This is a genomic window from Taibaiella helva (assembly GCF_003545695.1).
GTDB lineage: Bacteria > Bacteroidota > Bacteroidia > Chitinophagales > Chitinophagaceae > Taibaiella > Taibaiella helva.
The window spans coordinates 15337-41449 of sequence record NZ_QUZZ01000003.1; the positions used below are offsets into that span (position 1 = coordinate 15337).

25 protein-coding genes and 4 tRNA genes are annotated in these 26113 nt (G+C 51.0%); 16 read left to right on the forward strand and 13 right to left on the reverse strand.

Features of this window, described 5'->3' with window-relative positions:
- The first annotated feature begins 93 nt into the window (after positions 1–93).
- From DZC79_RS05400 to folK, 5 genes are all read left to right on the forward strand, one after another.
- Positions 94–1944: a tetratricopeptide repeat protein gene (locus DZC79_RS05400; RefSeq protein ID WP_157976942.1), complete on the forward strand. Its 1851-nt coding sequence runs from the start codon at positions 94–96 to the stop codon at positions 1942–1944.
- A 22-nt stretch (positions 1945–1966) separates the two neighbouring features.
- Positions 1967–2782: a DUF3108 domain-containing protein gene (locus DZC79_RS05405; protein ID WP_232831763.1), complete on the forward strand. Its 816-nt coding sequence runs from the start codon at positions 1967–1969 to the stop codon at positions 2780–2782.
- A gap of 148 nt (positions 2783–2930) precedes the next feature.
- Complete coding sequence (locus DZC79_RS05410; RefSeq protein ID WP_118950976.1) at positions 2931–3440, forward strand: DUF2480 family protein; 510 nt, start codon at positions 2931–2933, stop codon at positions 3438–3440.
- Between the two features lie 7 nt (positions 3441–3447).
- A complete protein-coding gene (locus DZC79_RS05415; protein WP_118950544.1) occupies positions 3448–4005 on the forward strand; it encodes a 3'-5' exonuclease in 558 nt (185 codons plus the stop codon).
- Positions 4005–4529, forward strand: coding sequence for a 2-amino-4-hydroxy-6-hydroxymethyldihydropteridine diphosphokinase (folK, locus tag DZC79_RS05420; RefSeq protein WP_118950545.1), 525 nt, complete (start codon positions 4005–4007; stop codon positions 4527–4529). Before DZC79_RS05415 ends, folK begins: the two co-directional genes overlap by 1 nt.
- Here the strand turns inward: folK and DZC79_RS05425 are convergent.
- From DZC79_RS05425 to DZC79_RS21110, 5 genes are all read right to left on the reverse strand, one after another.
- Positions 4526–4756, reverse strand: coding sequence for a hypothetical protein (locus DZC79_RS05425; RefSeq protein WP_157976943.1), 231 nt, complete (start codon positions 4754–4756; stop codon positions 4526–4528). The genes folK and DZC79_RS05425 overlap by 4 nt on opposite strands.
- The gene (gene gwsS / locus DZC79_RS05430) at positions 4722–5807 is read right to left on the reverse strand and encodes a grasp-with-spasm system SPASM domain peptide maturase (RefSeq protein WP_157976944.1); all 1086 of its coding nucleotides are present in this window, start codon (positions 5805–5807) and stop codon (positions 4722–4724) included. The genes DZC79_RS05425 and gwsS overlap by 35 nt, the downstream gene beginning before the upstream one ends.
- A gap of 184 nt (positions 5808–5991) precedes the next feature.
- Positions 5992–6984 carry a grasp-with-spasm system ATP-grasp peptide maturase gene (gene gwsG / locus DZC79_RS05435; RefSeq protein WP_118950548.1) on the reverse strand — a complete coding sequence of 331 codons (993 nt, stop codon included), beginning with the start codon at positions 6982–6984 and terminating at the stop codon, positions 5992–5994.
- A gap of 4 nt (positions 6985–6988) precedes the next feature.
- Entirely contained in the window at positions 6989–7951 is a 963-nt protein-coding gene (locus DZC79_RS05440; protein ID WP_118950549.1) for a hypothetical protein, read from the reverse strand.
- Positions 7952–8048: 97 nt separating this feature from the next.
- On the reverse strand, positions 8049–8294 hold the full coding sequence (locus DZC79_RS21110; protein WP_157976945.1) for a hypothetical protein: 246 nt from the start codon (positions 8292–8294) through the stop codon (positions 8049–8051).
- 426 nt (positions 8295–8720) lie between these two features.
- Between DZC79_RS21110 and DZC79_RS05445 the strand changes: the two genes are divergently transcribed.
- Together DZC79_RS05445 and DZC79_RS05450 are read left to right on the forward strand one after the other, a co-directional pair.
- Positions 8721–9422, forward strand: a complete 702-nt coding sequence (locus DZC79_RS05445) for a deoxynucleoside kinase (RefSeq protein WP_118950550.1) — start codon at positions 8721–8723, stop codon at positions 9420–9422.
- Between the two features lie 173 nt (positions 9423–9595).
- Entirely contained in the window at positions 9596–10336 is a 741-nt protein-coding gene (locus DZC79_RS05450; RefSeq protein ID WP_118950551.1) for a ParA family protein, read from the forward strand.
- Positions 10337–10436: 100 nt separating this feature from the next.
- Here the strand turns inward: DZC79_RS05450 and DZC79_RS05455 are convergent, their stop codons facing one another.
- Together DZC79_RS05455 and DZC79_RS05460 are read right to left on the reverse strand one after the other, a co-directional pair.
- On the reverse strand, positions 10437–11297 hold the full coding sequence (locus DZC79_RS05455; RefSeq protein ID WP_198666797.1) for a mechanosensitive ion channel family protein: 861 nt from the start codon (positions 11295–11297) through the stop codon (positions 10437–10439).
- A 585-nt stretch (positions 11298–11882) separates the two neighbouring features.
- Complete coding sequence (locus DZC79_RS05460; RefSeq protein WP_118950978.1) at positions 11883–13082, reverse strand: AI-2E family transporter; 1200 nt, start codon at positions 13080–13082, stop codon at positions 11883–11885.
- A gap of 247 nt (positions 13083–13329) precedes the next feature.
- Between DZC79_RS05460 and DZC79_RS05465 the strand changes: the two genes are divergently transcribed.
- The 3 genes from DZC79_RS05465 (at position 13330) to DZC79_RS05475 (ending at position 16531) form a co-directional block, all read left to right on the forward strand.
- Positions 13330–13821 (forward strand): hypothetical protein, encoded by a 492-nt coding sequence (locus DZC79_RS05465; protein WP_118950552.1) that lies wholly within the window; start codon positions 13330–13332, stop codon positions 13819–13821.
- A gap of 154 nt (positions 13822–13975) precedes the next feature.
- Positions 13976–14908 (forward strand): helix-turn-helix transcriptional regulator, encoded by a 933-nt coding sequence (locus DZC79_RS05470; protein ID WP_157976946.1) that lies wholly within the window; start codon positions 13976–13978, stop codon positions 14906–14908.
- A gap of 198 nt (positions 14909–15106) precedes the next feature.
- Positions 15107–16531, forward strand: a complete 1425-nt coding sequence (locus DZC79_RS05475; protein WP_118950554.1) for an MATE family efflux transporter — start codon at positions 15107–15109, stop codon at positions 16529–16531.
- Between the two features lie 59 nt (positions 16532–16590).
- Here DZC79_RS05475 and DZC79_RS05480 read toward each other — a convergent pair whose 3' ends face one another.
- From DZC79_RS05480 to DZC79_RS05495, 5 genes are all read right to left on the reverse strand, one after another.
- On the reverse strand, positions 16591–17079 hold the full coding sequence (locus DZC79_RS05480) for a ribonuclease H-like YkuK family protein (RefSeq protein WP_118950555.1): 489 nt from the start codon (positions 17077–17079) through the stop codon (positions 16591–16593).
- Positions 17080–17110: 31 nt separating this feature from the next.
- A tRNA-Phe gene (locus tag DZC79_RS05485) sits at positions 17111–17183 on the reverse strand.
- A gap of 13 nt (positions 17184–17196) precedes the next feature.
- A tRNA-Ser gene (locus DZC79_RS21115) sits at positions 17197–17282 on the reverse strand.
- A 105-nt stretch (positions 17283–17387) separates the two neighbouring features.
- Positions 17388–17460: transfer RNA gene (locus tag DZC79_RS05490), tRNA-His, on the reverse strand.
- 6 nt (positions 17461–17466) lie between these two features.
- A tRNA-Gln gene (locus tag DZC79_RS05495) sits at positions 17467–17537 on the reverse strand.
- An 858-nt stretch (positions 17538–18395) separates the two neighbouring features.
- Here DZC79_RS05495 and mqnC point away from each other — a divergent pair.
- On the forward strand, positions 18396–19517 hold the full coding sequence (gene mqnC, locus DZC79_RS05500; RefSeq protein ID WP_118950556.1) for a cyclic dehypoxanthinyl futalosine synthase: 1122 nt from the start codon (positions 18396–18398) through the stop codon (positions 19515–19517).
- Positions 19518–19634: 117 nt separating this feature from the next.
- Here mqnC and DZC79_RS05505 read toward each other — a convergent pair whose 3' ends face one another.
- Positions 19635–21314, reverse strand: a complete 1680-nt coding sequence (locus DZC79_RS05505) for an SH3 domain-containing protein (RefSeq protein WP_118950557.1) — start codon at positions 21312–21314, stop codon at positions 19635–19637.
- A gap of 183 nt (positions 21315–21497) precedes the next feature.
- On the opposite strand from DZC79_RS05505, the gene DZC79_RS05510 reads away from it, so the two are divergent.
- The 5 genes from DZC79_RS05510 (at position 21498) to DZC79_RS05530 (ending at position 26110) form a co-directional block, all read left to right on the forward strand.
- Positions 21498–22493, forward strand: a complete 996-nt coding sequence (locus DZC79_RS05510) for an AAA family ATPase (protein WP_198666798.1) — start codon at positions 21498–21500, stop codon at positions 22491–22493.
- Between the two features lie 74 nt (positions 22494–22567).
- Positions 22568–22918 (forward strand): hypothetical protein, encoded by a 351-nt coding sequence (locus tag DZC79_RS05515; protein ID WP_118950979.1) that lies wholly within the window; start codon positions 22568–22570, stop codon positions 22916–22918.
- A 146-nt stretch (positions 22919–23064) separates the two neighbouring features.
- Positions 23065–24210, forward strand: coding sequence for a methionine aminotransferase (locus tag DZC79_RS05520; protein ID WP_118950559.1), 1146 nt, complete (start codon positions 23065–23067; stop codon positions 24208–24210).
- A gap of 90 nt (positions 24211–24300) precedes the next feature.
- On the forward strand, positions 24301–25035 hold the full coding sequence (locus tag DZC79_RS05525) for a hypothetical protein (protein ID WP_157976947.1): 735 nt from the start codon (positions 24301–24303) through the stop codon (positions 25033–25035).
- A gap of 229 nt (positions 25036–25264) precedes the next feature.
- The gene (locus tag DZC79_RS05530; RefSeq protein WP_118950561.1) at positions 25265–26110 is read left to right on the forward strand and encodes a UDP-2,3-diacylglucosamine diphosphatase; all 846 of its coding nucleotides are present in this window, start codon (positions 25265–25267) and stop codon (positions 26108–26110) included.
- Positions 26111–26113 lie beyond the last annotated feature (3 nt).

Genomic DNA, 26113 nt, shown 5'->3' on the forward strand with positions numbered 1-26113 from the left:
CGGGGGCTTTTTTCGTTGTATAAGCGGGGCCTGGTCGCCGATTATTCGTACATTAGCCAATCCAGGGCCGCGATGATTAAACGGGGCCGCTATATGAAGACAGGAATTGATTTTAAAAGAACAGGCGCAGCTTTGCTGCTGGCCGGCATATTGCTGGCCGGTACGCCGCTCCATGCCCAGCGGCCTCCCGGAAAGGAAATTGCGCTGGCGCGCCAGTTCATGAGCGATAAGGATTATGAGAAGGCCATACCGCTGTTCAAAACGGTATACGAGCAGGCTCCTTTTGACAAGAGCGTATATGATGAGTACCTCGATGCCTTAATGCTGGCTGCCCGTTATGAGGAAGCCGCTTCCCTGGTCGGCTACATGAGCAAGATCCGCCGTGAAGACCCGGTGATGCTGCTTGATATGGGCAGGGTGCTGGATGCATCGGGAAAGAAGAAGAAAGCGGAGGAACAGTACGATAAGGCGCTGAGCCAGGTAAGCGGGGAAGATTTCCGCACCAGGCAGTTGGCCGATGCCTTTGCCCGCATGGGAAAGAACGACTATGCCATCAAAGTCTACGAGCGGGCGCGTACAATGATCCAGAACCCCTATGTGTATGCCACCGAGCTGGGACTGTTGTACAGCAAGGAAGGCAATACGGAAGAGGCGATCAAGGCGATGATGGACCAGTTGGTGGTACAACCCAATGTGCTCGATGATGTCAAAAGCGCCCTGCTGCAAATGGTAGGCGAAGATGAGAAGAAAATGGCCGTATTGCAAAAGCAGCTCAGCAAGCGTATTGCGCAGCAGCCCGACAATCCCTATTGGGCCGAGCTGATGACCTGGATCTATATACAAAAAGGCGACTTCAACGGCGCCTATGCCCAGATTGTCACTCTGGATAAAAAGCTGAAGGAAGAGGGTGAACGTGTTGTTGCCTTCTGCAAGACCGCGACTGCTGCCGGCCAATACCCGGTTGCCCTGGAGGGATTTCGCTATGTCATGGGCAAAGACTCCTCAGCACCTATGTACGAAGAAGCCTGGGACGGGAAAATACAAGTGCTTTTACGGCAGCTTGAGCAGAAAAGGCCTGTGGACAAGCCATTACTTGTTAGCCTGCAGCAGGAATATAAGACCTTTTTTGACGAATACCCGCAATATGTTACTTCCCCGCTGATGCGCGACTATGCTAAGGTGGAGGCACGCTATGCCTTGCAGGTGGATACCGCGATCGCGCTGCTGGAACGGGCGATCGCTGCGCCCAATGCACGCAGGGATTTTATCGGCTATTGTAAGCTCGACCTGGGAGACTATTATTTGCTGAAGGAAAAGGTTTGGGATGCAACCCTGCTCTATTCGCAGGTAGACAAATCCTTTAAAGAAGATCAGCTGGGCGAAGAAGCCCGGTTCCGCAATGCCAAGCTGGCCTATTACCGCGGCGATTTTAAATGGGCCCAAACGCAGCTCTCTGTGCTGAAAGCCTCTACCAGCGAGCTGATCGCCAATGATGCGCTTTACCTTTCCGTGCTGATCACTGAGAATATTCCGCCAGACAGCAACCTGACACCTTTACTGCGCTTTGCAGCTGCTGATCAGCTCCTTTTTCAGAATCGGACCCAGGCTTCGGACCAGTTGCTCGACAGCATTGCAACGGCCTTTCCTGAAACAGCCCTGATGGACGACATCTATTTGCTACGCTCACGTATCGCAGAGGAGGAAGGCCGCAATAACGACGCCGTTACCTTCCTGGAAAAAATACTGGAAAAATATGGCGACGATGTACTGGGTGATGACGCTGCCTACCGGCTGGCCGTACTTTACGAAGAACGGCTGAAGGATAAAGCAAAAGCGCTGCAGTATTACGAGATCCTCATTACCCGTTATCCCGGTAGTACCTATATCCAGGCCGCCCGGAGCCGCTTCCAGAAGCTGAAGGCCGGGAAAGAGCCCTCCTCCTGACCTAAACTATTTACGTCCTCCATTGTCTAAGACCTATATGCGAAACTGGATCGTTGTGCTTACCATACTGTGGATGACAGGCCGGGCCATGGGCGTAGCGGCCCAGAATGATTTTTGCAGCACCGGCAACAAATGCGTGCAGGCCGGCGAGAAGCTTAATTTTAAAGTATACTATAACCTGAGCGCGATATGGGTCGCGGCGGGGGAGGCCAATTTTACCACCAAACAGGAATCCCTTAACGGGAAGCCGGTATTTCATATCACCGGAGAGGGCGCTACCTATACCTCCTACGACTGGATCTTCAGGGTACGGGACAAGTACGAGACCTATGTCGACGTGGAAACACTTTTACCCCTGAAATTTATACGCAATGTCGACGAGGGCGGCTATAAGTTCACCAACAATGTTACTTTCGACCAGGAACAGCGCAAAGCCTATTCCAACAAAAAAACCTTTGATGTGCCGAAATGTGTGCAGGACGTATTGTCGACCATTTACTACGCCCGCAATATCGACTACAGCAAGTATAAGCCCGGTGCAAAGATCCCCTTCAGCATGTTTCTCGACGACCAGGTCTACAACCTGTACATCCGCTATGTAGGCAAAGAAAAGGTCAAGACCAAGTACGGTACTTTCAATGCTATTAAGATCGCGCCTTTGCTCATCAAAGGGACCATATTTGAGGGCGGCGAAAAGATGACCGTATGGGTAAGCGATGACGACAATCACATCCCTGTCCGGGTCGATAGTCCCATATTGGTCGGCAGCATTAAAGTAGATATGATGGGCTACAGCAACCTGCGCTATCCTTTATCTTCCCTCATCAAAAAGCGATAAATCCCGTTCCTCCGGGCAAGGCAGCGGTAAATCAGGCCAGGGGCCCGGATGCATAGCTTTTAGCAATAACGGGATTTTTATGATGTTCCCTCCCCGATTATATGTAATTTTGTGCCCGAATTCGATAAGCAAGGAGCTTAAGCCTGACATGGACGAAATGATTGTGAATAAAGTAGCGGAAAGCGGGATCATTACCCTGAACCTGGAAGATTTTCTCCCCGATCCCGCTCAGCTGGCCGTTTTTGACCTGAAGCCTTTCCTGTTCCGGGAAATGATCCTCCGGGAAAAAGACTTCCGGGCAGCATTGCCCCTGCACGACTGGGAACAGTACCGCGACAAGCAGGTAACCGTTACCTGCTCGGCCGATGCCATCATTCCGCAATGGGCTTATATGCTGGTGGCGACAGCCCTGTCGCCGGTAGCCGCTTCCCTGGCTTTCGGAACCCTGGAAACCCTCACCGAAAAAAAGATCCTGGAAAGGATCGGGGCCATCGATCCCCTGGATTATGCCGACAAGCGGGTCGTGATCAAAGGCTGCGGCGACAAAATAATGCCTGAAGCTGCTTTTATCGCCATCACCGCTAAACTGCAGCCCGTTGTGAAGAGCCTGATGTACGGAGAGCCCTGCTCTACCGTACCCGTGTACAAAAAGAAATAGAATCCTTATGGAATTGAGCGAGTTACGTTCCTTTGCCAGCTATACTGCTATTGATTTTGAGACTGCCCACGCCAAAATGTGGAGCATCTGTCAGGTGGGGCTGGTGAGAGTGGAAAATGGAGTAATTGTGAAGGAGTTGGAACTGCTGGTTCAACCACCGAAAAACGAGTACCACTGGGGCAATTCCCGTGTACATGGCCTGTCGCGCAAAGATACCGCCCATGCGCCTGTATTCAGCGAAATATGGGAACAAATGCTTCCCTATATCGCAGGACAGCATGTGGTGGCGCACAACGCCGACTTTGACTGCGCCTGTCTGCGGCAAAGCCTGGATTACTACCATATTTCACAGCCCCACTTTCAGCAGCATTGCACCGTAAAAATATACAAGCGCAACCTGGCGCTGCTCTGCAATACCTATGGCATCGAACTGAAGCATCACAATGCTTTGTCCGACGCCCGTGCCTGCGCGACTTTGTTCCGGATGCACCTGGAAGGAAAGTCGACAGCAATGGTTGCCGAGCTGGAAGAGAAATATCCAAGGAAAGCCGTTCCCCACTATTAATGTCCTCCCCGCAGCTACACGACGTATATCTCCTTACCGGGAGCAACCTGGGCGACCGACGCGAACAGCTGGCCCTGGCGGTTGCTGAACTGGAGCAGCATGCCGGTAGTATCGTACGTACCTCGCGTATCTATGAAACCGAAGCCTGGGGACTGGAAGGTCTGCCTGCGCACCTGAACCAGGCCCTGCTGCTGCATACGAGGCTGGAGCCCCTGCCGCTACTGAGCGTATTGCAGGAGATAGAGCACCGGCTGGGGCGTGTGCGCCAGCAGCGATGGGGTGTAAGGGCCATCGACATTGACATCATCTATTACGACGACCTGGTGCTGAACTTGCCGCAGCTCAGCATACCGCACCCGTTAATGCAGGAACGCAATTTTGTGCTGGCGCCGCTTAGCGAGCTGGCGCCGGATGGCATACATCCCATATTGCACCAGACCAATGCCGCCTTGCTGCAGCAAAGCGCCGATAAGCTATCGGTATGGCCATGCGATGATGCGGCCAATGCCGCTTCCGGTCTTTAAAGCGCTTCTGGTCCCATCGTTACTTCTACTACTGCCACACCATAGCTGTATAGCCAGCTGCGGAACAGACAGGGCTCCTCCGGTTCGAAGTGGATAATACGATCATCGCAGAGCAATAGTGTGAAAATCCCGGCAGCCTCGTGGAAGCGCCGCAGTTCATCAGGAGTATAAATGAAGCCGGGAAAGTGTTCTTTACCCGCGCCGGACAAAAAGCTCGCGCATTCCATAAAAATCGATTGCTTGTTGTTTAAGCGGATGAGTGCTCCAGTCTTCCCAGCTGCAGGTATAAGGATCATAGCCGCACTTAAGCGGCTTGCTGTGAAGATTGCCCGGGTCTTCCAGGTAAGCGCGGCAGTCCGTGCAGATATGCCGTAACTCGCAGTCTTTGCATACATTGATCTGATCTTTGGTAATATTCCAGTACTTTTTAAAGCCAGGTTTGTTTATTACATCGGCAAGAGCTGTGTCAGCTACATTGCCAAAGCTTTGTTGCATAGAGGGGCAATTTTTAATGTTGCCCTGAATGTCGATAGAAAGCTTTTTGTTCAAACAAGTATTATATTTCAGTGATTCGGTGTAATGAGGAATATTGACGACAAAGAGGTTTTTGGCAATTATCCCGCAGCATATTGCGCTCGTCATGATCTCCGTACACTTAACAATTACTGCAGTTTCTGATCGGTATTGTGTGTTTTCCGATGCACCATAAAATGTAACGTAGCTTAGCTTAGGATTCCTTTTTGCGATATCGAGCATGTTATTCTGGAAGCCTGCATCATAGCCGGGAATAAGGAGTTCTACTGACTTTATCTGAGTTTGATTGATCAATTCAAATAACTCCCGGATGTGGGTGAGAGAAGGTTGATCAAAGAAACGGATTTCTATAAAGTTGCAGCAAAGTGATGCCAGCTGCTCACAGAAGGTCCCATCGAAATAGTATAGTGCTTTCTCAGCGTCTAATATGCAGTTTGTAATATGACCTGGAAAAATCCATTCTTGCGAGAGCGGTGAAAACAACGCCTTGTCTTTGTGTTTACATGAAAAGCCCAGCTCATGCTTGTATAGGAAATCAATGTATTCTTTTAATGTAGGCAGACTCGCAGGAGCAATGTCTTTGTTGAGCCGGGATAGATCAAGGTACCTTCCCTCGTTAAAAAGACTCGCAAAACTATTGGGAATAAAATGTATCGCATTACGTTGAAGGTCGCAAATGGCCGCGCGACTGGCGCCTTGCACTATCATGCAATGGCTGAACAGCATTAATAGTTCTTGTTTCACTGGCAAATTATTCGTGAGTAGGGTTTGTAAAATCTTACTTCAAGCGCGCCGGAAGCATTGTATGTACCCAGGGTTATATTATGGAAAGGCATTTGCTTAAGTACTACAATTTTTGCTTTCCATAGATGTGCATTGAGCGGCAAATACGGTCGGTTAGCACTTAGCCAGGTCGTATACCTTTCCATTAAATTATCTTGTGATGGCTGCATAAAAGTGTTTGAGCAATTGATCTTTCAATATCGAAGTTGCAGTAGTGCGAAAGCCATTGAAATTGGCCTACGGGGTTAACTTCAAGAAAGACGTACTTTCCTTCAGGCGTATAAATCAGATCGAGCGAACCGCAGTTCAGACGCATTTTTTGCATTAATCTCCTTATACGACGTTGGAGCTGTCCGGGAAGATTGTATGGTACACAACGATTGGGACAGTGCTGATCATAATTCCTGAAATCTATTTTTGTTTTTTCATTTTGCTGGGAAAAAATTGCCATGCTGTAACACGCCCCGTTAAGGTAAAATACACGTAGTTCGTACTTCTTATCGACATAGGCCTGGAATAGGGAAGGTAAAAACTGTCCTTGGTTGATGCGCTTAATCTGCTCCAGGTCACTTTGTTCAAAAGGGGCAGTATCGAGCGAAACATTGAAATAAAAATTGTCTTGAATGCTTAGTTTAAAGCGGCTGCAGGCCAGCGCTTTTGTAATGATCCGGGGATGTTCCTTCATAAATGCTTCCAGCTCTTCTGGGTTGCCGGTGACTAAAGTATCCGGAATCTCCAGTCCCGCTTTTTGTGCTTCCATAAGCACGGCAAGCTTGTTAACCTGGTTATCGTTGAAACTGTTGATGTGATCATATTGCGCTATTACATCGCTAAGCGCAAACGTATAATACGCATATTCTTTGTCCAGGTAAGTATAGGCGCCCTTTAAATGCGTTTCAATTCCTGTGGCAATAGCTGGAGCAAAATATCCCCTACGATACCAGTAGCCTGAAACCGCGTTTACATTGGTAGACCCGATCTTTACAGAGGGTTTGCCATTACCACCAATACGAAGGGAGCAAATATTAACCGCTGTTTTGTTGTTCAGGCGCTCGTAAGCTGTATGACCAAAATAAAGCAGCCAATCTATTACCTCGGTGGTTGAAGCATCATGATGATCACTCTGTATCAATAGCATTTGATCAAAAATTACTTAAATCTGCTGTCGCAAAGTTGAGGGCCATTTGCATGGCCGGCTTGAATATGAAATGAGTGGTTCTGCTATTCTGAAACACCAGTTTCCGCTGGTATGCTGCTATAGGCTCCAGAAATATTTGTGCTCGTTTTCTATCTACCTCGGCGGCATTGAATATTTTATCGAAGCGCTCGTTCGGCAGCTGCTTGCCTTTGGGCAGAATGGCAAAGTAGGTTTTTATACTGTCCTGTGCATCTATTGCAATGGCATAGTCATCGGGCGACATATCTCCAGCCATTACAGCATCCAGGGCTACCTGGTTGAGATCTTTGCTGATGTGCCGGGTATGCCACATCAACAGCCAAAAAGTATTATAGGCGTGGGGCCATCCGTTTAGCAATTCTTCAAACAGCCCAACTTGCGTGTATCCCGGAAAGCCATATTGTTTGATGTAACTCTTTATATATTGCAGGTTTACTTTGTCTGCATCGATCATCTCTTTTATTTGCTGCTGGGTTTTCAGTTCCTGCCGGTAGCCGGCATCAATATGATAGATTGAATCCAGTAGCCTGGAAAATACGGGCATACTGCTTTTAAGAGATAACGCCCTTATCGAATCATAGTCCTGGCTAAGCCAGTTGTAAAAAGGCTTCCCCCGCAGATCTTTATTCAATTTCTCTAAATTCCCCTTTGGCTGGCCATGTAGCGCCATCAAATTGAAGAAGCGTCTGGATTGTACGGAATCACCAACTAAAAAAGCAGTAGTAAATGCGTTGTATAAATCCAGGGAGTTGGGCGATTTGTACGCAAACGCTGCCACATAATTTTTCAGGGCATCGGAATACGCACCGTCCATGATGGACAGTTCAGCCTTGTTTTTTAGCTCATAGTATCGTCTTACAGAATCAATGCTGTTCCCGAGAGCAGCATTCGTATAAAGTAAGCCCAATAGCAGAACAATAAGCTTCATGAGTGAGGATTAAGCCAAATTAAAGAAGGGTATTTCGGAGTAGAAATGTAAATCAGAGCGGAGCCCAGAAATAGTTCTGAGCTACGCTCCTCAATAGCTATGACGGAGAAGTATACGCTCCGATTAATCTTCCATCACTGTCATAAAATTCCGCATAGTACACACCGGTTTCCAGCATTTCAGTACAATCAGAAGCAAAGGTTATCGGTTTACCATTTAATTTTCCGTCGCCTCCTGCGGTTGGGGTACCTCCCAGCACATGTTGTGTGTAATTAGCATCTAATGGCTGAAACTTTTCACCATTGAGGCTTTCGAGCGTGGCATTCAGATTCTGACGTTTCATTGAACTTGAGTTTAGTCCCATGTCTTACCGCCGTTGGGAAGATTTCAGCGTACGCCTTATTTATTCAGGTTATAGACGCTTTTCCTGTGTTGTATTCCGGATATACAATAAGGTGTATTACTACCGGTGACATGCTAAAGGCCTGTGTGCTTTAGAAGTCGTAGTTTATGCTTAGGATATAGACATAACGCCATCTCAGGGGCGACTGCTGTCTTCCTAAACCTGTCAGATTATAAGCGTTTCCAATGCAACTTTATTCATTTTACGTGCGGAATTATGAAGAATCCCGTCTTAACCGTCTTGGGTCAATATTCTTGATGACAGAGGGTTACAAGCGCTTTGCCCGGCGTATGGGCCTCAAGCACTGTAAAGTTAAATCATAATTTATGTAACTTAAATTTGCTTACATAAACTTAACTTTTTGTTGTGCCTGCTGTTGTAAAGGAGAAACAGGCACCGGATCAGCAGGGATTTAAAAAGCGTGTTTATCTTTACCGCATGGAGTACCACTTTATCGCAATAGAAGGGAATATCGGCGCAGGGAAAACCACATTGGCTCACAAGCTGGCACAGCACTACAATGCAAGGCTCATCCTGGAGCAGTTTGCCGATAATCCCTTCCTTCCCAGATTTTATGAGGATAAAGAGCGGTACGCCTTTCCCGTGGAATTGTCTTTCCTGGCCGAGCGGTACAGCCAGCTGAAGGATACCCTACTAAACAGGGAGCTGTTCCAGCAGATGATCGTAGCCGACTACACCATTATCAAAAGCCAGCTCTTTGCCCGCAACAACCTGGGCCCCGATGAGTATGAGCTGTTCCAGCGTATGGCTGAGATTATCCGCACCCAGCTGCCCCGGCCCGATCTGCTGATCTACCTGCACAGCCCTATAGCCAAGCTGCAGCAGCAGATCCACCAGAGAGGCCGGCCGTACGAGGCGCAGATCGCCGATGAATACCTGCAGGAGATCCAGGAGGCCTATATGCAATACCTCAGCCACGAGGAAGGACCTATACTGATGATCGATACCACATGGACCGATTTTAATAAAGCGGAGCATTTCGCGCAGCTGACGGATTTCCTGGAATCGGGAGAGACTTTCGAGCGACGGTCGCTGTTCATTAAGTAAACGCCGTGGGAGGCCGGTCCCGAAACCGGCTTCCACGCATATCGCGGCAATACCTTATATTGCAGTAGGCTTCGCACAATCACGTGCATGGGCCACCTGGAATAAACCTATCCGGACATCTGTAGTACGGATCCGCCGCAAGGCTGCTGCGGGCAACGACAAACACCTGCTTTATGATCGTTATTGCTTTGTATAACCTGAAAGGCGGCGTAGGTAAGACCGCTTCTTGTGTAAACCTGGCGCACCTTTCTTCTGCTGATGGCTACCGTACGCTGCTATGGGATCTTGATCCGCAGGGCGCCGCCGGTTACTATTATCAAACCCAGCCGCCGACCAAAGGCGGTGTGCGCAAGCTGCTGGAAAAAGAGCTGTCGCTCGACGAACTGGTGCAATACAGCCGGTACGATGGGCTCGACGTGATACCCGCCGACAAATCAGCGCGTAAGCTGGATATCCTGCTCGACGAGCAAAAGGGCTCCAAGAAACAGATGCGGCAGCTGCTGAAACAGGCAGAGCATAGCTACGATTTTGTCTTTATCGATTGCCCGCCCGGCTTTTCCGTATTGGCCGACAATGTCTTTGAAGCCGCCGATATCGTGCTGATGCCGGCTATTCCCACTACACTATCGGTACGTACCTATGATATCGTTAAAGAATATTTTGAAGATAAACATCTCGACCTCGGAAAGCTGATGTGCTTTTTTACAATGGTCGATGCGCGCAAGAGCCTGCATACCGAGGTTATGCATACCCTCAGCGCCGACCGCCGTTTTTTTGAGCACTACATCCCTTATCTCTCAGAGGTAGAGAAGATGGGCCTGCACCAGGCGCCGGTAACCGCTTTTGCGCCTTCGGGCCGGGCCGCGACTTGCTACCGCGATCTCTGGACGGAAATTAAGGAAGGCATTCTTTGATCATATTGGCGGCGGAATTAAAAGACTCCGGGATAATCAGAAAATAAACGAAGGCCGGCTGCGTGAGCAGCCGGCCTTCGTTTGCAATAGTTGTTTGCTATTATTGTTTATTGATGAGCAGCCGTGTCGGGATAGGGCCGGCGACACCATTGGCATCGAAAGCCTTTTTAACCAGTTCCTGTACACCAAAATAGACATCCCAGTAATCGGCTTGTGTAGTATAAGGACGTATCGCCAGGGAGGTCATACCGTCGCCTACCTTCAGCACGCTCACCTCCGGAGCCGGCGCCTTCAACACTTTGGGATGCTGGAGCATGGCGTCCATGGCCACTTTGCGGGCAGTGTCGATAGCGACATCCAGAGCAATGGCCATGGTAAGGTCCACCCTGAGATTGCCATGCGTCGTATAGTTGGTGATCACGCCGGTGGATAAAGCGCCGTTGGGCAGGATCACAGTTTTGTTTTCAGGCGTAAGAATAGTTGTGTTGAAAATACCGATCTCCTGTACAATACCGATAGCGCCCTGAGCCTCGATCATGTCGTGTACTTTGAAGGGTTTGAAGATCATCAGCATGACCCCGCCCGCAAGGTTGCCCAGCGAGCCGTTGAGCGCCGCGCCGATGGCAATGCCGGCACCGGCAAGGATGGCGGCAAAGCCGGTAATGTCCACACCGATCATACCGGCGATGGCCAGGAACAATAAGATGCTGAGGGTAACTTTAATGAGGGAAAGCAGGAACTTTTGCAGAGAGACGTCGAAATTCCGCGTGGAAAGCACTTTCTTCGACAGGCGGCCGATACGGCCGATAATCCATTGCCCGATAATGTAGACAAGGATGGCGCCGATCAGCTTGGGCGCATAATCAATGGCCATAGCCTTGATCTTGATCAGCCATACCTGGCCCGAGTTCAGCGCGTCGGCGCCGGCTTTGATTGTTTCATCGATTTGCAGAAAAACCATAGGAATGTTTTTTGAAAGTAAAGGGAGTTTAAGCATGTTATTGAACCTAGGTACTCTATCAAGGATAGTGCCAAACTCCGCGATGCCCGGTGCAAGTCCGAAAAATAATTGGATTAGCAGGTAAGCGCCGGTAGTGAAGAACCATTGCCGGCGGCGCCGGAGCGGTCCATATAAATACAGGCGCTACAATCTTTGTAGCGCCCGTAGTACAGGACTTGCCTGTGACAGTAATGATAAGCTTATCTGGCCTCTTCCCGCCGGAAGCCGATCATCCGGCCTGCGGTACGGGCGTTCCTGCCTCCTGCGGATGAGCGATCTCGGCGATGGTCATTGGCTTGCTGATCTGGTGCTGGTGTCCAGCTTGCCGCTGCGCCGCTGTGCCTTGACTACGGAAAGCTTTCCGTAGTCATATTGTGCGATGAGCCTCTCCTTGTGCATCAGACTGAGTCGATCAGGGTAATGCAGGCCCGCTTGCTACAAAGAAATACTAGGGTTAATCTTATAGCATGCGACAGCCTGCGAAAGGTCCAGTCTCTGGCTGCAGCGCCGATCCGGGAGATATAAAGACGAATACGCAGCAAACCTTTACGAAACTTCGTCCTCGCCCGCGGCCTGGGCGGCTCTGCCTTCTGGCGTATCGTCGGTTTCTTCGGGATTAACCACCTGGCGTGGAGCCTTAGCAGGCATCTTATCGCCGAGCAGCTTACCCCAGGGCTTCAGCTCATCGATACGGTCGAAGATGATCTTCAGCACGGCCACAAAAGGAATGGAAAGGAACATGCCGCTGAAGCCCCATAAGGTTCCGCCCAGCAGGACCACGATGATCGAGATCAGCGCATTGACAGATACCTTGGAAGACACGACCCGCGGCACGATAATGTTGTTGTCCAGGAACTGGATCACGGAATAAGCTGCTACTATAAGTATGGGTGTGGTAAACCCGTCCTTGGTAATAAAAGACATCAGTACCGGCAGCAGTATCGCTACGACACCGCCGATATAAGGAATAAGGTTGAGTATGGCGCCGATAACACCCAGCAGTATGGCATATTGTACGCCGAGGATCAGCAAGGCTGCTGAATTCAACACTGCAATAATAGAGGTCTCGATCATGAGACCCACAATATAGCTTTGTACGGCGCCCTTGGTCTCCTTTAGTATCTCCGCTACCTGCTCTTCATTGTCTTCTTCAAACACTTCATAAATGAAATTCAGGATAAGTGGCTTGTAGAACAGCAGCAGGAAAACATACAGGGGGATGAGGACAAAAAAGCTGAGCATTCCGAACACGGTATTGAGTGTACGACCGACATAGGCCTTACTGTTGTTCATGGCTTCATTCACCATATTCATCTGTTTTTCGGTAGAGATGCCGAAGCTTTCGCTAAGCCATTGCTGCAGCTGGTGAAGCAGCGACAATGTCTTCTCTTTCAGCTGGGGGATCATATCGCCGAACTGTACGATCTGCGAGGACAGGAAAAAGAGGATGCCGGCCAGCACCAGCACTGCCAGCAATATCGTTAGCAGTATCGCCGGGATCTTGGGCACTTTCCATTTCTGCAGCCTGTTGTATACCGGGTTCAGCAGGATAGCAATGAGCCCGGCAAACGCAAAGGGTACAATAATATCCTGCAACAGCCACAGGATATAAAAGAAGAGGTAAATACCGATGACGACCATCGGGGCTTTGATGTAAAAAGGAAAGCTCTGCCGTGCATGCAGTATCTCCTGCTCTCCAGTGTTATTGCCCCGCTTGTTCTTTTTCCGGTTAAAAAACAATCCCATAATTTTTATGATGTGTGTGGTTGTTGTTGTTTCGACCTGCTGCATACATAATGCGCTGTTGCCGCTCACACTACAAATAAACGGAGAAATAGTTGTGCATGTGATATTCCCATCTATAAAATTTTTGCACCCAAAGCAGGACCCTGCGCCGCGTTCTGGCGTAGTGTCCCGATACCTTTGCTTTATCAAACAACGGAGAAACAGCTGTTATCCGGGAACCATTTCCCAACACCCAAATACCAGACTTATGGAAACGACAATCAATGCTGAACCTGCACGGGACCAGGCTGCGCTTATCGGCCGGCTAGGATACCGAGAGCTAGAGCAACCCCGTATTTATAAATGTGTGCGGAACGGAGAGCCGCTGGCGCTTACCATACACCTGTACGAGAACAGGAATGCCTGCAAAGTGCTGTACTATACCGAAGCCGTGTATATACCCGGCAACCAGCTGCGGCATACGGCGCTCTTCCATTTCAATGCCACCAATGATCATGAGGCCTTGCACAAATATTGCCTGCATGCGCTCTTCTTCGATGAGAAGATCGGGTTTCAGTTCGAGCAGGAAAACAAGCACACTGCACCGGCACACCTTGATCCGGAAAAGGCAGAGCTGTTTCAGAACTGGGTACGGCTATTCTGGAACAGCAATCATTTTAAAGAGAAGTATAAAGAGCTGGGCGGCCTGGAAAATCCTTCGGACCTGATCCGGAAGGGTGTTTTTTCCAAACCCTTCTGACGGCCCCTGTATATCCCTGTCACCATAAAGCCGGTACCTGAGGAGGGGGTGCCGGCTTTTAAATCTCCCTTACCTTCGCCAAGGTAGGGAGATAAGAACAAGGCCTTTTAAAGCTGCCTTACTTGTTCCTTCCCCCTATGGATAAATTTTATATTTGCATACAAACACCCTCATCATGTCGCTCTCCGATACTTACTTTCGTCACCAATGCATTATCAGAAGGCTGCTGAAAGCCCCGGCCAGTCTGCAGGAGCTAAAAGATTACTATGAGCTGGAATGCGAGACCCACGATTACAGCTTCATTTTTTCACAGCGTACTTTCCTCAGGGATAAAGAAGAGATTCTTTCCCTGCACAAGAAGGATATCCAGTACAATCCTTCGCTGCGCAAGTACTATCTGGAAGAAGATCATATGCCCGACGACCTGGGCGAAAGAATTGCCGACGCGTACAATACTTACCAGGCGCTGAATCTGGCCGACGGTCTCTCCGACTTCGTCTACCTGGAAAAGCGCCGGCCGCAGGGCATGGAGCATTTTCATCCCTTGCTGCATGCCATCCGTTCGCGGCTGGTGGTTACCTTTCAGTATGAAAAATACCTGGATGAGCACATCAGCGAGCGGAGGGTGGAGCCGCTGGCATTGAAAGAGTTTCAAAGCCGCTGGTACCTGCTGGCCAAAGACCTGAAAGACCACTCTTTAAAAACCTTTGCGCTGGATCGCATCACATCGCTGGAGGCCAGCCGCCAGAAATACAAGGCGGACAAAGGCTTTAATGTGAACGAGTATTTCCGGCACTGCTTTGGTATTATCCGTCCCTCGGTGCCTGAAAGCAAACCGCAGGACATTGTGCTGCAATTTGTGCCCGGTAAAGGCAAATACATCAAAAGTCTTCCCCTGCATGAATCGCAGCGCATCCTTAAAGATGACGAGGAAGGTCTCCAGGTAGCGCTGGAGCTGTACATTACACATGACCTTATCATGGAACTGCTGTCCCATGGCGCCGATGTGACCGTGCTGCAGCCGGCTTCGCTGCGAAAGACGCTGAACGAGATTTATAACCGCGCCGAGAAAATATACCAGCATTGAGCTTTCTGAAAATCCTAACTTTTCATTGATAAAAAAGCAATACCTTTGAGCCCTCAATCTCCGAACGATGAAAATCTATGGGGCTATGATCCTCGTACACTAGTACGGATCTGGCCAATACTCCCGAACAGACAATAAACAAATGGATGGACGCCAGCCGTCCTGTTGGTCTATTTTTCATCTTTTACAACCCCTTTTATGCCCTCTACTATAAATGGCGCCTCCAAGGCGACCAGTTACTTCACTTTATTGAAGCAAGCCCTGCGTGGCGAAGAAATGGACTATACGCAAGGCAGCATCCGCAAAGCCGTGATCATGCTGGCGATCCCTATGATGCTGGAAATGGCCATGGAGTCGGTTTTCGCCCTTGTGGATCTCTATTTCGTGGGCCACCTGGAAAACAGCCGTGAAGCCATACAGACCGTAGGCCTTACGGAATCGGTGCTCACCATTATGTATTCTATTGCTATAGGCATGAGTATGGCTGCTACCGCCGTCGTTGCCCGCCGTATAGGGGAGAAGAATCCAGAAGAGGCCGGCCATAGCGGCGTTCAGGCCATATTGATTGCGTCGGTGGTTACACTGGCGCTCAGCATAGCCGGCGTCATCTTTGCGCCGGACATCCTGCGTCTCATGGGCGCTTCGGCGGAAGCTACCGCACAAGGTGGCACTTTTACCCGTATCATGATGGGCAGCAGCATGGCGATCATGTTGCTGTTCCTGATCAATGGTATCTTCCGTGGCGCAGGCAATGCGGCCATTGCCATGAAAAGCCTGTGGATCGCTAATATCTGTAACATTATCCTTTGCCCTGTGTTTATTAACGGCTTTGCCTTTGTGCCGGCCTTCGGCCTTACCGGAGCGGCTATGGCTACCGCTACGGGACGAAGCATAGGCGTGCTGTACCAGGTGTATCACCTGTTTAAAGGCAAGCATCAGCTGAAGATCAGGCTGTCGCATTTCCTGCCGGACTTCAAGGTGATTCGTGCGCTGGTCGGTATCGCCACACCGGGCATCTTCCAGTTTGTAATCGCCTCCTGCAGCTGGATCTTCCTGGCCGAGCTGGTGGCTACCACCGGCGGCGATGCGGGTTCGGCTGGCTACCAGACGGCCCTGCGCCTGATGATGTTCTTTATGCTACCCGCCTGGGGCCTCAGCAACGCGGCTTCTACCCTGGTAGGACAGAATCTGGGCGCGCAGAATGTGCAACGCGCGGAAGAATCGGTGATGAAGACCGTTAAGTACAATGTGCTCTTTATGCTGGCTGTGAGCATTATTTTCTTTTTGCTCGGCGGCTGGCTCGTGTCCTTTTTCTCCAATGACGAGGCGATCCGTTCGGTGGCCCGAACCGCTTTGATGATCATGAGCACCGGCTTTATCTTTTATGGCATCGGTATGGTCATGATCAATGCCTTCAACGGTTCGGGGGATACCTGGACGCCAACCTGGGTCAACCTTTTCGGCTTCTGGGCACTGCAGGTGCCACTGGCTTACCTGCTGGCCAAATACCTGGAATGGGGACCCCGGGGCGTTTTTGTAGCGATACCGGTTGCCGAGACGGCCATCACCATTGCGGCTTTTATCTTATTCAAGAGAGGACGCTGGAAGAAAAAGAAAGTGTAACAATCGCCATTAAATGTAAAGCCCCGTTGTGAAGACAATGGGGCTTTACATTATAAACCTTAGTGTACGATCTTATTGGCGCAGCTGGTGCTGGCAAAGGCGTACGGCTTGGCCCTGAAGGCAAAGCCCATGCCGGTGATATAGCCCATAGCATCCTTCAGCGCTACATGGCTTTTAAAGCCGGGATCAGTATTGATATCGGCATGCACCTCCATCGCCACATCGTGCTCGGTGAAAAGATCGCATAAGCGGTAGGCAACCTCGACGCTCCGCGATACTTCGTGCAGCATCCTTTCCCTGATGCTCATGCTTTGCTGCAGGATCTCTTTCTGAATGTACATGAAGCCGCCCCGGCCTTCACGCAGCAGCACGATCACGGTAGCGCATTCGATATGCTTTCCCTTGACCTGGCTATCGGTTCCGATACAGGCCTTGAGCTTGTGTCCGGCGGCATGCTCCCGTAGGATGGCTTGCCGCACTTCTTCTTCAATGGGCCGCCGGACCTGGTGTCCGGCAAGCTTTCTCCAATGTAAAGTCTGTGTTTCCATGGTTTGTTTTTATCCGGTGATTGTGTTCCTGTGGTATCCCGCGGACTCGAACCGCGTTTGCCGGATCTTCAATCCGGTGCATAGACCAGCTCTGCCAGGATACCTTTGTTTTTGCTGCGGTAGATATTGGATTCGAACCAATGCGGCTGTTACACCCTGGCCGCTTAGCGGGCGGCTCTCTTAGACCTCTTGAGTAATCTACCATTTGGGGTACTCCGCGGACTCGAACCGCGTAACCGGCATAGCCGGCGCATGGGTGATGCTTCCTTGCCTGAGTACCGCCCAGCCCCTGAAGGCAGGAGTATACTGGTTGTCTCCGGGACTCGAACCCTGTTCTCCACAGTCACAGTGTGGCGCTCTACCTGGTAAGCTAAAGACAACGTAAGGTTATCGGAACAGGGCTCGAACCTGTATCGCCGGTGTCAAAAACCGGTGTGCTGCCGTTGCACCATCCGATAAGAGGAATGATCCTGTTACAGATCATTCAGGGCGCCGCTGCGGCCGGCCATAAAGCCGCAACAGCATAGGGTAAGGGGCTGTGTTCATCGTTCTTTCCTTTTCAATAATCAGGGTCCGACAGGGGTAATAAAAAAGCCCCGCAGGACAGACTGCAGGGCTTTACACTCGTGCGCAGGATCAATCCTGCCAGACGACGCTCCTCAGTCGGAAATATTTGTATTGGCTGCTAAACAGGCACACACTTTCCCCACTATTGCCAATGATACCGCTATGGACGGGCATACCTATCCCGGGCAGCAGCGCAGGTCGCGGTGCGGTCCATAAGTATCCCTGGGGTTGTGACGGTTGGTACATGCTGTGTTTTCTTTCGTTTCGTTTGTTACCTAAAAAAGCCCCGCTTTGTTGCGGGGCCTGTATGATTCGTCTTTTTCTGATCGTTTTAAGACAACTGTGCGTATGCCCCGCACGCGCGACTTCTCCACAAGGGACTGAAGCCTGCTTCGTTGATGAGATGTGTTGCGTAACGTTGCATATCGTTAGTTGTTAAGAATTATTTTTTGCGTTGCAAAGATAGAATCCTCTTTTTTAAATTACCAAATTTATTTTTAAAAGCCAGGTATAACACATAAATATGAAGCCGTCGTAACGCAGCCTGGTGGCTGTTTTTAGAGAATTTTTATTTTTTATTGTTGCTATTGTTTGATGGAACAGGAGCGAAGGCGGAAGCCTTGTTTTCCCAGCAGGCCCTCCTGTGCGAAAAGATAGTATGGCCAAAGGTTGGGGTATCATTTTGTGCTAACTTTGCTTGTTGATAAGCGGCGATAGCCGCCTGATTTCGGATCCTGATAGTGTAAACGATGAATCTTTCCCAACTGTATGACCGCGCGCTGAACTTCGAGTTCCTTTCGGCTGAAGAAGGCGTCTTTCTTTTTGAAAATGCACCCCTTTCGGAGCTGGCCTATGTAGCGAATGAGCTGCGCAAAATACAGGTGCCTTATAACAAGGTAACCTGGATCATTGACCGGAACATGAACACGACCAATGTGTGCACGGCCAACTGTAAATTCTGCAATTTCTATCGTATTCCCGGCCACGCCGAAGGCTATACGACCGATATTGAAACCTATAAGCGCAAGATTGAAGAGACCTTTCGCTATGGCGGCGAGCAATTGTTGCTGCAGGGTGGTCATCATCCCGATCTGGGCCTGGATTATTATACCGGCTTGTTCCGCGAGCTGAAGCAATTGTTCCCGCGCCTTAAGCTGCATGCCCTGGGCCCTCCCGAGGTAGCACATATCTGCAAGGTAAGCGGCGTCAGCCATAAGGAAGCTCTGCTGGCGTTGAAGGAAGCCGGTATGGACAGTATGCCCGGCCCGGGTGCAGAGATACTCGATGACAGGGTGCGCCGTCTGATCTCCAAAGGTAAATGCGGCGCGCAGGAATGGCTCGACATTATGGAAGTGGCTCACCAGATAGGGCTTACGACCAGCGCCACGATGATGTTCGGTCATGTAGAGACCATCCTGGAACGTTTCGAGCACCTGGTGAAGCTGCGCACCGTGCAAGCCAAAAAGCCGGAGCAGGCTAAAGGCTTCGTCGCCTTTATTCCCTGGACCTTCCAGGATGTGGATACGCTGCTGCGCCGCATCCGCAGGGCCAAGAACGACACCACGCCCGAAGAATACATCCGCATGATCGCCATGAGCCGTATTATGCTGCCCAATGTGAAGAACATACAAGCCAGCTGGCTTACGGTAGGTAAGCAAACAGCACAGTTGTGCCTGCATGCCGGCGCCAATGATTTCGGCTCTATCATGATCGAAGAAAATGTAGTGAGCGCCGCCGGAGCTCCGCATCGTTTCACCGCCGCCGGCATACAGGAAGCCATACGGGAAGCGGGCTTTGAGCCGCAGCTGCGCAACCAGCAATACGAGTTCAGGGAGATGCCCGAGCTGGAACAGCAAGTGATCAACTATTAAACCTGCATTGCCTTGTAGAGACGCTGCATGCAACGTCTCTACAAGGCAATGCAACGTCTCCGCAAGGATGCACGTCTCTCTACAAAGGCCGTGGGTCGCTGGTGATGGCCGCAGGAATCAGGCATGTATCCAGAAAGCATATTCCGCAAACTTCGTGCTGTTGAGCCACCAGGCCGTACCGTTGCCGAGCTTGATATTGCTGGCGCCAGCCTGGCTTTGTACCGGCAGCGTTACCACGCCATTGGTATCCCGTTTCGCTTTAACAGAGGCCTCCGGTGCGATGGCCGTCATATGTCCCGGTCCGCTATCAGCAATGCGCCTGCCCACAATGATTGCCACGCCGCCAAGGTTGGCAGCATGCTGCAGCTCGTTCAGCGTGGCTGTCTGGCGCCAGCCGAAGCGTGGGCCAAAATCACGGAACCATACCAGCAGCGCATTGGCCTGCATTTCCATCACAGTATTGCCATATACCGGCGATATCTGCTCGCCTGAAGCCAGGCGCGCTATAGTGCCCGGCGTCCACCATACCCGGGGCATATATACACCTGCCAGGTGACAGTAGTCGTGCACATAGATGTTGCAGAAAGTCTTTCCATCTGCCGGCTGATAACGCGTATGTTTCGGGTTGGTCACATCGAGCCAGCTGATGATCTGCAGCAAGGACGCCGATAGTTCAGAGGGCGTTCCATGGCTGCTACGCTGCGGCTGCCCTGCTTCATTGAGCGATCGGGCATTGGCCGGATCGGCTCTCCGGGTAACCAGCCCCGGCTTTGGAGGCAGATGTGCCGCGGTGATGCCGCTCACCGGATCGGGTGCCGAGGGCTCGAGCACGTCGGGCAGCGATTCCTTTACCGGCGCCAGGTATTGTGCCGAAGCATAGCCCTTGAAGTAAGCGCCGTTGATGGTTGTTTCCACCAGGTACCAGCCGTCCGTCTTTTTGCCCCCAAGCCAGTTGACCAATTGCCCGGAAGGCATACGGGTCAGCACATTCGAAGGCTTGCCTTGCGCAGGGATCGCAGGTTCGCGCCTCAGGTTGAGCGTGCTGTCGGTTACGTTAACGCGATACACGCGGCTGCCGGTAGCCACCGGTGTGGGATCGGACAACGGTGCGCCCGGGCTGTCGCTGCCCTTCAGCGAGCGCGCCAGCATCAGGTATTCGAAGATGTATTCGCCATAATATTTTTTGCTGTCCTTATCGTAAAAGCCCTGCTTGAATCCTTTGCTGAGATCGGCTTTGCCTTTGTTGTAGGCAATGGCGACATATACCAGCTCCTCATCGTTCAGCTTCTTCTTGCTGCTCCAACCCTGCCGTTGCTGTGCAGCTTCCAGCTCGCCGAGGCATTTCGACAGGCAAAGGCCGAAATCCGTCCAGCCTTGCTGCAGGAAGTATTGCGGATCGCTTTTGAAGTGCTGCAGGTCGTACTGGAAAATACCATAGCCACGACAGAATTTATTCTTGTTGCTGAGGTAAGGTTTGTATTCCGTAATGTAGACCGCCATCTCCTCGAAACATTGCCGTGCAATCGTAAACATCTGCTGGCCGTTGGGCGCGCTCAGCAGATCGGCTTTGTTTTTGGGAAAGGCCGTCCGGCCGGGAGCATCAATAATATCGCCGACGCAGAGACGCACAATATCGGGGAGCGGAAGCTTGTTCACCATGCGACTCCAGATGTGGCCGGTTTCCTGGTAAGCGACTGCACAAAGCAGGTCGGTAGTGTATGGGGTGTCTTGTGCGGCGGCGTCGAGCTGTGCGCCGAATTGCTGCCTGAACCAGGTCAGCGCTGCTTTTGTGTTCATGATAAATGTTTGGGTTTGGGGTAAAAAGATCATTGGCATCCTGCGGTCCCCGCGATGGTAGATAAGGTAGCTTCATCTTCAGGAAAGGCGGATACGAATGAATATTTTTACGAATGTATGTCTTTTCAGGGAGTTTGCCAATTCGGTAAGCGCCCGTTCATCTATCCCTGAATTCATTTGCAGATGTGGCAATTATCTCCTTACTTTGACATTATGGTACATTACGCATCGGATGTAGAAGCGGTAAAAGCTTTACAACAGAAATACGACGAGCTGCGCAAGGCGGTCGGACAGGTGATCGTAGGGCAGATGGATGTGGTGGAAAAGCTTGTGATCTCTATTTTGTGCAACGGCCACAGCCTGCTGGTGGGTGTTCCCGGCCTGGCCAAAACGCTGCTGGTAAAGACGGTGGCGGATGCGCTCGATCTTTCTTTCAAACGGATACAATTTACGCCCGACCTGATGCCCGGCGATATTACCGGCGCGGAAATACTGGACGAAAACCGGAAGTTCAAATTTATGAAAGGACCGGTGTTCGCCAATATTGTGCTGGCCGATGAGATCAACCGTACACCGCCCAAGACACAGGCGGCCCTGCTGGAAGCCATGCAGGAACGGAACATTACCGCTGCAGGCGAAGAATACAAGCTGCCGGCGCCTTTTTTCGTACTGGCTACGCAGAACCCCATCGAGCAGGAAGGTACGTATCCCTTGCCCGAGGCACAGCTGGACCGCTTTATGTTCCAGATCATTGTGAGCTATCCCGCCTTCGCCGAAGAAGTGCAGATCGTACGTCAGACGACCAGCCCGCAGCAGATCGATCTGCCCAAGGTGCTGCACGCCGAAGAGATCCTGTACTTCCAGCAGCTGGTGCGCAAGGTGCCGGTACCCGACAATGTGCTGGAATACGCTGTACACCTGGTGCAGCAAACCCGCCCCGATAAGAAGAACAAGGACAGCCTGGCAACACAATACCTGGCCTGGGGTGCGGGGCCGCGCGCATCCCAGAACCTGATCCTGGCTGCCAAATGCTATGCGCTGCTGCACGGTAAATTTTCACCCGATATCGAAGATGTAAAAGCGATGGCTTTGCCCGTATTGCTGCATCGTGTGGTCGGAAGCTATAAGGCCGAAGCCGAGGGGATCGCGATCAGCGAAGTGATCGGCAGAATGCTGTAAGCAGATCTTGACATACCTTTGCAGCAGGCTGGTATCGATATTGCTGCCGGCAGCTAAATAGCAGATCAATGGTAATGGAAGAAAAAAAGTCGCTCTTTGAGCGCTGGATCATATTAGAGGCAGACCTGGTGGAGCGCTTCGGCAAGAAACCGAACATGGAAGCGATACTGTTCCTCATCGGTGTGAACGAATACCGTGGACGGATCCCGAAGATCAAGTTCTCGAAAGAGCAGAAGCAGGAGCTGATGCATATCGCGGTATGTACCTTGCTGAGCCGCGGCGGTTATTATGCGCCGGAAGGTTATGACGACGAGGGCTGGCCGCATTTCAGGGAGCTGAAGAAAGTAGAGACCGACCAGAATACGCTGGCCGCACAGGAGATCCTGCTTAAAGAATATATCCTCGATTATTTCGGCATCGATTAAAGCGGTGCGAAAAAGAAATGAGATGGCCGGTGCATACAGCGCCGGCCATCTCATTTTAGCGCGCATAAGCAAGCTCGGCAGTGAAATCTTTGCCAATGAAGGCGCCCCGGTATACACCGATATTATTTCCTTAGTAAATTACAGCCATGATCATCCCTAAATACCCCTCAACCGGTGTCACCATTTTCAGTGTCATGAGCGCCCTGGCCCAGGAGCACCAGGCGATCAACCTGTCGCAGGGCTTTCCCGATTTCCCGATAGATGAAGCGCTGGGCGACCTGGTGGCGAAGGCGATAAAGGAAGGCTACAACCAGTATGCCCCTATGCCGGGTCTGCTGGTGCTGCGGGAGGCCATCAGCCGCAAAGTGGAACACTTTCAGCAGGTAGCGATCGATCCCGTTACCGAGGTCACCATCACCCCCGGCGCTACTTATGCCATCTACACTGCTTTTGCCACCATACTACAGCCCGGCGACGAAGTGATCGTGCTGGAGCCCGCCTACGACAGCTATGTACCCAATATCTATGCCAATGGAGCGGTTCCTGTACGGGTTCCGTTAAATAAGGAAGACTTCGGCGTCGACTGGGAAAGGGTCTTTGCCGCAGCATCGCAGCGTACCAAAGCGATCATTATCAACAACCCGCATAATCCCTGTGGCAGCACCTGGGCGCCGGAAGATTTTCAGCAATTGATCAAGCTGGTGCAGGAGTACGATTTGTATGTGGTCGCCGACGAGGTGTATGAGCACCTGGTCTTCGATAATGAAGCGCACCTTTCCGTACTGCGCTTTCCCGAACTGCGCGACCGTAGCTTTGCGGTATATTCTTTCGGAAAGGCTTTTCACAGTACGGGATGGAAATTGGGATATTGCATTGCCCCTCCGTCGCTGACCGATGCCTTCAGAGCACTGCACCAGTACCTGGCCTTCAGCGTCAATACACCCATGCAGCAGGCGCTGGCGCTTTACCTGGAAGATCTGGGCAGGCTTGCCGCCACGACCCGGCTGCTGCAGGACAAGCGCGATTTTTTCCTGGAGCAGATGAAGGATACCCGGTTCCGGTACCGCCGGCCCGCCAGCGGCAGCTATTTCCAGGTCATGAGCTATGAGGCCTTGTCCGACCTGCCCGACCAGGAGTTTGCGCGATGGCTGACGCAGGAGCACGGTGTTGCCACCATTCCCCTCAGCTCCTTCTATGGCTCGGCGCCGGACAATCAACGCCTGGTGCGGTTCTGCTTTGCAAAGAAAGAAGCGACGCTTGAGGCCGCGGCAGGAAGATTAAGCATTCTTTAGCGGCTGCTGCCAAATTTGTCCGAAAATTTCTGCCCCGGCTTCTTTAGAAATCCTTTATTGTATATTTTAGTCCCAGTAAATAAGCACCCTATGATACGTAAAACGATATCGACTGTACTCCTCCTCTGCCCCTTATGGGCAATGGCGCAAGACCAGGCTGAAACCCTGCCTAAGGATGAAACGCCCAATCAGCCCAACCAGTTCAGCATTGCCGTTAATGGCGGCATTACCTTTCCCTTTACCGATGTAAAGAAAAAGTCGAAGCAGCCTGTGTTCGGCATTGGCGCGCAGTATGCCGCATTGCCCTGGCTGGGCGTGAACCTCGAGCTGCAGATGGGCAAGCTGAAGGCCGGTGACCGGAACGACGCCAGCGTTTACAACATGGAATTCAGCAACAGCTTTTTCTATGGCACAGTAACGGCACGTTTTTATCCCCTGAGGCTCGCCTTGACCGGCAAGACCGATGCTGATGTACAGACCAATATCAAATACCTTGGCGGCCTGTACGCCGGTGTGGGCGCGGGATTTATCATCAATAAGGTAAAAGCGAAGGCAACGGCAAGCCCCGATGCCGGTGTGATACCCGATCCCGACGGCGCCGAGATCGCAATCCCCGCCGAGGTGGGTTATTACCTGCCTGTAGCACACCTCAACAAAGCCTATACGGGGCGGGTATATGGCAGATCCCAGCTCTCGCTCAATATCAATTACCGTCACAACCTTTCTTTCTCCGAAAAGCTTGACGGCTATAATCCTGTGGGCTATCCCAACAAAAGCAAGGACGCTTTCAGCACGCTTACGATCGGGCTGAGCTATAATCTTTAAACCGGATCGTTCCGGTAGCCGGCGGCTGTTCTTATAAGAGCAGCCGCTTTTTAATGGCATGCCGGAGTGTAATTGATCCCTTACCCGGTCGGTTCTGGCTTATGAAATGCCATGTATAGTGCGGTTTTTAATAATTAGTTTACTTCCATTTAATAATTAAGCAATGTCTGTTTCTTCTTTTTGCAGGAAGCGTAAAAGAAACGCATGAACCAATCATTATGCTCCTGCCATGGCAAAAAGAGAAATAGACCTGCTTGTACTTTCTGATATACACCTGGGCACTTATGGCTGCCATGCCAAAGAGCTGCTCCAGTACCTGAAAAGCATTAAGCCCAAGGCAGTGATTCTTAACGGCGATATTATCGACGTATGGCAATTCAGCAAGCGCTACTGGCCACCCACGCATATGATGGTGATCAAGCACCTGATAGGACTTATCACCAAAGGAGTGCCGCTCTATTATATTCCCGGCAACCACGATGAGATGCTGCGGAAGTTCAAAGGATTTCAGCTGGGTACGCTGAAGATCTGCAATAAGCTCTCCATAAAGCTGGGCGGGGAAAAAGTATGGATCTTCCACGGAGATGTTTTCGATGTGGTAATGCAGCATTCCAAATGGCTGGCCAGGCTGGGGGCTATCGGTTATGATACGCTGATACTGATCAACCGCTTTGTCAATTTCATCAGTGAGAAAATGGGCAGAGGTAAGATCTCCTTTTCTAAAAAGATCAAGAACGGTGTGAAAAGCGCTGTAGCCTTTATCAATAAATTTGAGTCTACCGTTTGTGAGATCGCGGCCTCGAACGATTACAAATATGTGATCTGCGGGCATATACACGAACCCGCCATGAAGACTATGGTCACCGAGAAAGGCCCAATCCGCTACCTCAACTCCGGCGATTGGATCGAGAACCTGTCTTCGCTGGAATATACCGATGGAGACTGGAAGCTCTACCGCTACCAGGACGATCCTGTAGCGCAATCGGTGGTGCTGAAGAGCAGCCAGATCCGCAAGGAATCGACCAAAGAACTGTTCGATAGCCTGCTTGCCGAAATGAAGCTGGTTCAGAAATGACCT